This is a genomic window from Paenibacillus sp. 01L418, assembly GCF_056400045.1.
On record NZ_JBFTSN010000324.1, the window covers coordinates 1 to 7,386 of the forward strand.

Genomic DNA, 7,386 nt, shown 5'->3' on the forward strand with positions numbered 1-7,386 from the left:
TGGTAAAAAAGGCAACAAAAAAGAAGCCTTGGGATAAGAGGAACTTTTCCCGCGGCTTCTTTGCCCGCAGCAGAATAAGCCGCGGGAAGCACGATGGCTGTTGCCTCTCTCGAGTACACTTACGAGGTTAGCTGTCGGATTCGGGCCTTGAGAGTTGCCCTACGCTTGATCATTTTCAAGCGATTCACCCCATGAAGCGAAGTCGTGATTACACACGAATCGTTCGTTGGTTCCCCCGTTCCTGCTGCTGCAGGACTCAGCGTTTTCTTACATTTTGTAGCAAATTAAGCTTTTTTGGGCACAAAAAACCACAGAGGTCTATGACACTCTGCGGTCGAAGTTAATCGATCACAAGCTTCATCATTCCTCTCTCGGTCCACGCTTACGAGGTTAGCTGTCGGATTCGGGCGGTGAGAGTCGCCCTACTTTGACCGGTATCCATGGCACCTGTCAAAGATTCACCCCTGCTCTGCGTTTGTTCGACTCTCACATCGAACAGGCGCATCGCGTCATTATTGGTTCCCCCGCTTCCGCTTTCACGGAAACTCAGCGATCAGTAAATCGAAACTTATTTATAAATCCTGTATCGAATATTACTCCTCGCTATAAATACTGTAAAGGCAGTCTGCTACCTAATTTAGCCAGTTTCAGCCTTGCAGAGCGATTCGCAACGCTTACATTCATTTCGATCTCTCGATATCTCACTATTTCTCAGTTTTACTCTTGTTTTCAAAAATAGTGTTCAATCCCTTTCCAACGATTTTATGCGTGAATAATCAGATTTCTCTATAATCGAGAATGGAAGAGAATAAACGAGTATTTCGAAGAATAAATATCTTTTTACTGCCATAACGAATGGATTTCTTTTAATATGGCATATGGCTGCCTTTTCACGATATACCACAGTTTTACAATATTGCATTTCGGGTTTACCATAGACGGCAAGCCAATATGGCTGAGTATTATCGGTGAATTATTCAAATCGAGGAGAGATCTCATTGATGTCTACACCAGTTGAAGTACCTTTGCCAAGCTTGGAAAATCATCCTGCTGCCTTGTTTGAAATTAAACGAATTCAAATGTTTGTGCTGCCGGCTTGCTTGCTTGAATCGAATGGTTACCGTGTTTGCCTGAGGCTCTCCACTGCTAATGGTCATGGCTGGAGTGAGCTGTTTATTAAAAAATCCGAGAAGCCTTGCGACTGGATCAGATGGAGCAGTATGCTGCTAAGGTTCATCGGCACACTTCCTCTTGCGTCTCCTTTTGTTTTTCAAACAGATCCAATGATGAAGGACGAGCGTATATTTCATTTGTTTGCAGCCGCTGCTTTGCATATAGAATCCAATCATTACACTTTTCCAAACTGTGAATATGACCGTGAAGAGCATACTTTATTTAAACAAGCTATCTCTTATGTATCGTTATTTTAAGCACTTCTGATTTACAGATGCGTTAATGAAGGGTATAATTAAGAGTAAACTATTTACGCTGAATTTTTCGAATGAAAAAGCGGGGGAACCATCGCGATCGATCGAGATCGATTCGCAAGGGGTGAATCCAGGGATTTGTAACCCTGGTAGGGCTTTCTCTCTAGCCCGAATCCGACAGCTAACCTCGTAAGCGAATAAAGGAGAGATGTATATGTTGACAAATTGTGCACGAAATCTGCATCTTTTTACGGAACAGACCCCTTATTTATCTGTCACACGAATCGAGCTATTCGTCATTCCTGCTCTTGCCGTCGATTCTGCAGGCCATCGCGTATGTCTTCGTTTAACAAGCAATCAAGGCTTCGGCTGGAGTGAACTATTTGCCAGCGACACAGAAGAGCTCATTGACTTAGAACGATGGAGCGACCTGCTTCAGTCTTTTATCGGCAGCATTCCTCTACCACCTCTTAACCAGTATCACTATGACAAAACGGATCAGGATGGGCGCGTTCTCGACTTATTCGTCTCCGCCGTCAAGCATGTCCTAGCACAATCCGCCGATGCAGCCCCGTACAGCAACGACCATGAAGAGTCTGTTTTGCGTCAACGTTCCGTCTCCTACATCTCTTTGGATTAATTTCGTTCATAAGAAAAAAAAGGCAGTCCAGAACAGATAACCTAGTTCTGGACTGTCTTATTGTATTTAGGGATTAAACCTTCGCTAATGCAGCACGCTGCTCTCTGACTTGGTAAGTAGCCAGCATCATGTTGCGTAGTGAAGCAACCGTTTCTTCCATTCCGCGTGTTTTCAAGCCGCAGTCCGGATTAATCCAGAAGAGCGCAGGATCTAGCACTTTAATGGCGCGCTCGATCATGCTGACCATTTCTTCCACTGAAGGTACACGCGGGCTGTGAATATCGTAAACGCCTAAGCCGATGCCTTGGTCATAGGTGTTCTCCTCAAAGCTATGAATCAGCTCGCCATGGCTGCGCGAGGTTTCAATGGAGATGACATCCGCATCCAGCGCAAGAATGGAATCGATAATATCATGGAACTCACAATAACACATATGTGTATGAATTTGTGTTGTGTCACGCACAGCTGAAGTCGATAGACGGAACGCATGCACGCCCCATTTTAAATAGGCATCCCAATCACTGCGTTTAAGCGGCAAGCCTTCTCGCAAAGCTGGCTCATCAACCTGGATCATCTCTATACCTGCGCTCTCAAGCGCCTTTACTTCCTCTGAGAGTGCAAGCGCAATTTGGTATGCGACCTGCTCGCGTGTGATRTCGTTGCGAACAAATGACCAGTTTAAAATCGTAATCGGCCCCGTCAGCATCCCTTTTACCGGACGGCTTGTCAGCGACTGCGCATACACGCTTTCGGTTACTGTCATTGGCTCAGTAAATACAACATCGCCATAAATGGCCGGCGGCTTTACGCAGCGGGAACCATACGATTGAACCCAGCCGGCTTTTGTAAATGCGAACCCATCCAGCTTCTCTCCGAAAAATTCGACCATGTCCGTACGCTCAAATTCACCATGAACGAGGACGTCTATGTTAAGCTCTTCTTGGATTTCAATCCAATTTTTAATTTTATCGTTGATAAAGGAAGCGTAGTCCTGCGAGCTGAGCTCGTTTTTTCTCCATTTTTGCCTTGCTTGGCGTACATCCAGCGTTTGCGGGAAGCTGCCGATTGTTGTTGTTGGAAGGAACGGCAAATTCCACTTTTGCTGCTGCAGCTTTTGTCTCTCCGCAAATGGCTTCTGCCTCGTTGAAGGATGCGCCGCTATCGCTGCTGCATCAGCAGCTTGGCGATTGCGGGCAGGAGAAATGGATAAATGATGAATCCGCTCGCCGTTAAGCTTAAGCTCAAGCTTGCGCAGTTCTGAGATGTCCGCCTCATTTACAGTCRCTGTTTCACTTAGCCACACAATTTCATCCAGCTTTTCTTCCGCGAATGCAAGCGCCTCACGCAGCTCTACTGGCAGATTGGTTTCGTTTTTTGCCGTTACCGGCACATGCAGCAGGCTGCATGACGATTGAATGATCGTGCGCTCAGCTGGAATGTATGCGGAAAGCTTTTGCAGCAATTCGAGCTTTTGCTTATAGTCTGAGCGCCAAATGTTGCGTCCGTCTACAAGTCCGATACCAGCGAGCTTATCCTTCGGATAACCAAATTGCTCCAGCGACTTCAAGTTTTGCTCCAAACCATGAACGAAATCCAAACCGATCGCTTGTACCGGGAGAGCAACTACAGCTTCATAATGCTCAACCGCCTCAAAATACGTTTGAAGCATTATGTTAAGCGCTGGCGCTGCTTGGTTCAGCCTTGCATAAATCGATTCAACCCATTGCATCTCTTCCTCAGAGATAGAGGTAACAAGGATGGGCTCATCGATTTGCACCCATTGTACGCCTTCTTGCTCAAGCTCCTTAAGCAGCTGAGCATAAAGCGGTATAAACTGCTCAATGAGCTGCGGAAGCTGCTTGGCATCGTAGCCCTTCGACAGCTTGAGGAAGGTGTATAGACCGATAATGACAGGTTTACCTTCAATGCCAAGCTTTTCTTTGGCTTCGCGGTACGCAATTAGCGGACGGTTTTCCGTCAGTACCGGCGCAGCACCCGCAAGTTCTGGCACGATATAGTGATAGTTGGTATTAAACCATTTGGTCATCTCGCAGGCTTGTGCTTCCTGTGTCCCTCTCGCCATTGCGTAGTAGGTCTGTACGGGAACAGGACCTCCATCATAGGAAAAACGATCTGGCACAAGGCCAAACATCGCTGCAGTATCCAGCATTTGATCATACAACGTAAAATCATTAACAGGAATTAGCGAAATTCCTTTATCTTTTTGCAGCTTCAAGTTGTTTAGACGAATGCTTTCAAGCGTTTGAAGGAATATCGTTTCGTCCAAATCACCTTTCCAAAAAGCTTCAAGCGCTTTTTTCCATTCCCGATTTTCGCCGATACGCGGATATCCAAGTACACTGTTTTGCAGTTTGCTCACGTTCATATTTCCTCCTAATAAATGTGATTATTATGAAATAAAAGCACAAAAAAGAGCGTCGTTACCTTAAAGAAGCAAAGGTAAAGACGCCCGGCGTTTTAATAAACAGCGGTTCTGTCTTAACACCTCCCTATCTCCCGTAGGTAAAATCAGTGTCGTTCAAATAGGCAGGTCTCCTGGCTCCAGAATCATCATCGTAAGCTTGCCTTCCCAACCGGTTAAGATCAGTGGCGTTAGCGCTTAGACTCCTCTGTTACAGTGGCGGGACCGCGTCGGTTTTGCACCGGACTTCCCTTTTAAGCTCAAGCTATACAGCAAGAGCACCTATTTCCACTTATTTCAGTTGTTGATCGCATTTTTTAGGATCACGAATAACTATACACGCAAAATAATAACCATACAATGGAAATCACTATAATATCAAAAAAAGACTCTCCTCTAAGCAGCCTGCGCTGTAAAAGGAAAGCCTTATTGGTTTTTTATATAATTACCTAACCAGCCAACCGCCATCAACAGCCAAAATATGGCCGTTCATATAATCAGAAGCTGAAGAGGCTAGGAACACCGCTGGTCCAATCAAATCCTGCGATGTACCCCAGCGTCCCGCTGGTATGCGCTGCAAAATTTGAGCACTGCGAACAGGATCCTCGCGAAGCGCTTCGGTGTTGTCTGTACTCATGTAGCCTGGGGCTATCGCATTTACCTGCAAGCCTTTAGCTGCCCATTCGCTAGCAAGCGCTTTGGTAAGACCGGCAACGGCATGTTTGCTGGACGTATAGCCCGGAACATTAATTCCGCCTTGGAAGGTTAACATCGACGCAATGTTAATAATTTTCCCTGAGCCCTGTTCAATCATATGTTTCCCAGCCAGCTGGGAAAGGAGAAATACAGAATTCAAGTTAACATCGAGTACATCCTGCCAGTCCTCGTAGCTATGCTCTGCAGCGGGCGTGCGGCGAATGATACCCGCGTTGTTGACCAAAATATCGATGCGTCCCAGTTCTTCAACTGTACGATCAACAATTCCAGCAAGCTTCGTTCGGTCAGCAATATCGGTCTGAATTGTAATCGCTTTGCGTCCAAGCTCTCTTATCGCTGCTGCCGTTTTGTCAGCAGGCGTTTGGTTCGTGACAAGCGCGATATCCGCACCCGCTCGTGCTAATCCAAGCGCAATCGCTTCCCCAAGCCCGCGCCCTGCACCTGTGACGACAGCTGTTTTACCCGTCAAATCAAACAAACTCATCGGCTCAGCTCCTACCTTTAGTACGCTTCCCATTTTCCGAAAGCGCTGCTTTCATCATTTTTATATTTTGTGACTCATACCTCGCCGCAACGTCCGCATCTATACCTTCGTCTGTGATGATATAGTCAATTTCATGCAAACCGGCAAACGTTATTAGTGCACCCTTATCGAATTTGTTATGATCGGCAAGGCAGTAGACGACCTTGGCATTTTCCATATACAGCTTCTTCAGCTTCGTCAATTCTTCTGTGAATATGGTAAGCCCATATTCCATATGAATGCCGGTTGTGGAAAGAAACAGCTTGTGTACATTCAGTCGTTTAATCCATTCCTGCGATTCTGCGCCGATAAGCAAATTGTTATGCCGGTAGCCCCCAGGAATAACAAGCCTTACTTGGTCCTTCGCAGTCAGCTCCCGAATGATAAGCAGATCGTTCGTAAGCACCGTAACCGGGATGTTGGGCAGACGTTTTGCCATTTCGAGCGTAGTACTGCCAGCATCAAGCGCAATAATATCATTAGGCTCGATGCAGGAAAGAGCAAGCTCCGCAATCGCCGCCTTCTCCCGCTGATGCTTGCTATTTGGGAATTGCAGCGGATAAAGGCTGTCTTCGCCTCTATGCTGGGGCACAGCTCCGCCATGAGTCCGTTTCAGCAATCCCTTCTCTTCCAGCTTCTCTAAATCTTCACGAACCGTTTTCTCCGTGACTTGAAACAGCTCGCTTAGCTCGGAAACTTTAACCGCGCCAAGCTGCTCCAATTTATCTATAATCTTACGATGCCGTTCGGCAGCAAGCATAGTGCACCCCCTGTAGCGAATGTTTCTATTTTAGCTCGCTTGCAGGTACGGCGTCCATATCTGTAAATGTGTAGTTCTCTCCAGCCATCGACCAGCAGAATGTATAATTGCTTGTGCCCACTCCTGAGTGGATCGACCATGGCGGTGAAAGAATCGCTTGGTCGTTGGCAACAACAAGATGTCTCGTCTGCGAAGGCTCGCCCATCATATGGAATACGCGAGCATCATCATTCATGTCGAAGTATAAGTATGCTTCCATGCGGCGGTCATGGACATGCGAAGGCATCGTATTCCAGACGCTTCCCGTTTTCAAGCTCGTTACACCAAGCATAAGCTGGCAGCTTTGGATGCCGTCTGCGTGGATATATTTATAAAGAATACGTTCATTGGAAGTCTCCTGCGAACCAAGATGAGTCGGATTCGCTTCCTCCATCGTCATCTTGCGTGTTGCAATTTCAGCATGCGCAAGCGCGGAACAGAAATAAAGCTTCGCAGGGTTCGCTTTATCGACACTTGAAAGCAGCACCTGACGTTTGCCCTTGCCAACATAAAGCACGTCGAGCTTATTCAGCTCGTATACTTCCCCATCAACGGAAATCGAAGCAGGTCCGCCAATATTCAAGAAACCAACCTCGCGGCGCTCCAAGAAATATTCGGTTTTTAGCGTTGCAGCATCCTCCAGCTCAAGCGTCTCGTTCACAGGCAATGCTCCGCCTACAACCATTCTGTCATAATGCGTATATGTCATTTTTAATTGATCTTGCTCAAACAAGCTTTCGATCAAAAACTCGCTGCGCAGACGTTCCGTATCATATTGCTTCACATCAGTAGGATTCGTAGTATGGCGTACTTCCATTGGATAAAAGCCTCCTAAAAGTTATTTGCGTTAGACTCGCC

6 protein-coding genes and 4 riboswitches are annotated in these 7,386 nt (G+C 46.6%); of the genes, 2 read left to right on the top strand and 4 right to left on the bottom strand.

Annotated elements, in window-relative coordinates; genetic code table 11:
* Positions 1-101 precede the first annotated feature (101 nt).
* Positions 102-272: riboswitch (cyclic di-AMP (ydaO/yuaA leader) on the bottom strand.
* A 91-nt stretch (positions 273-363) separates the two neighbouring features.
* Positions 364-562: riboswitch (cyclic di-AMP (ydaO/yuaA leader) on the bottom strand.
* A gap of 439 nt (positions 563-1,001) precedes the next feature.
* Together AC1DSE_RS26320 and AC1DSE_RS26325 are read left to right on the top strand one after the other, a co-directional pair.
* Positions 1,002-1,430: a hypothetical protein gene (locus tag AC1DSE_RS26320; protein ID WP_477509385.1), complete on the top strand. Its 429-nt coding sequence runs from the start codon at positions 1,002-1,004 to the stop codon at positions 1,428-1,430.
* Positions 1,431-1,476: 46 nt separating this feature from the next.
* Positions 1,477-1,638, top strand: a riboswitch (cyclic di-AMP (ydaO/yuaA leader).
* 3 nt (positions 1,639-1,641) lie between these two features.
* Positions 1,642-2,067 (top strand): hypothetical protein, encoded by a 426-nt coding sequence (locus AC1DSE_RS26325; protein WP_076267937.1) that lies wholly within the window; start codon positions 1,642-1,644, stop codon positions 2,065-2,067.
* 73 nt (positions 2,068-2,140) lie between these two features.
* Here AC1DSE_RS26325 and metE read toward each other — a convergent pair whose 3' ends face one another.
* The 4 genes from metE to kduI form a co-directional block, all read right to left on the bottom strand.
* Positions 2,141-4,447 carry a 5-methyltetrahydropteroyltriglutamate--homocysteine S-methyltransferase gene (gene metE, locus AC1DSE_RS26330; RefSeq protein ID WP_477528435.1) on the bottom strand — a complete coding sequence of 769 codons (2,307 nt, stop codon included), beginning with the start codon at positions 4,445-4,447 and terminating at the stop codon, positions 2,141-2,143.
* Between the two features lie 149 nt (positions 4,448-4,596).
* Positions 4,597-4,790, bottom strand: a riboswitch (cobalamin riboswitch).
* 144 nt (positions 4,791-4,934) lie between these two features.
* Positions 4,935-5,690 (bottom strand): 2-dehydro-3-deoxy-D-gluconate 5-dehydrogenase KduD, encoded by a 756-nt coding sequence (gene kduD, locus AC1DSE_RS26335; protein WP_339207638.1) that lies wholly within the window; start codon positions 5,688-5,690, stop codon positions 4,935-4,937.
* 4 nt (positions 5,691-5,694) lie between these two features.
* Positions 5,695-6,489: a DeoR/GlpR family DNA-binding transcription regulator gene (locus AC1DSE_RS26340; RefSeq protein ID WP_430057569.1), complete on the bottom strand. Its 795-nt coding sequence runs from the start codon at positions 6,487-6,489 to the stop codon at positions 5,695-5,697.
* A 25-nt stretch (positions 6,490-6,514) separates the two neighbouring features.
* The gene (kduI, locus tag AC1DSE_RS26345) at positions 6,515-7,345 is read right to left on the bottom strand and encodes a 5-dehydro-4-deoxy-D-glucuronate isomerase (protein WP_076267940.1); all 831 of its coding nucleotides are present in this window, start codon (positions 7,343-7,345) and stop codon (positions 6,515-6,517) included.
* Positions 7,346-7,386 lie beyond the last annotated feature (41 nt).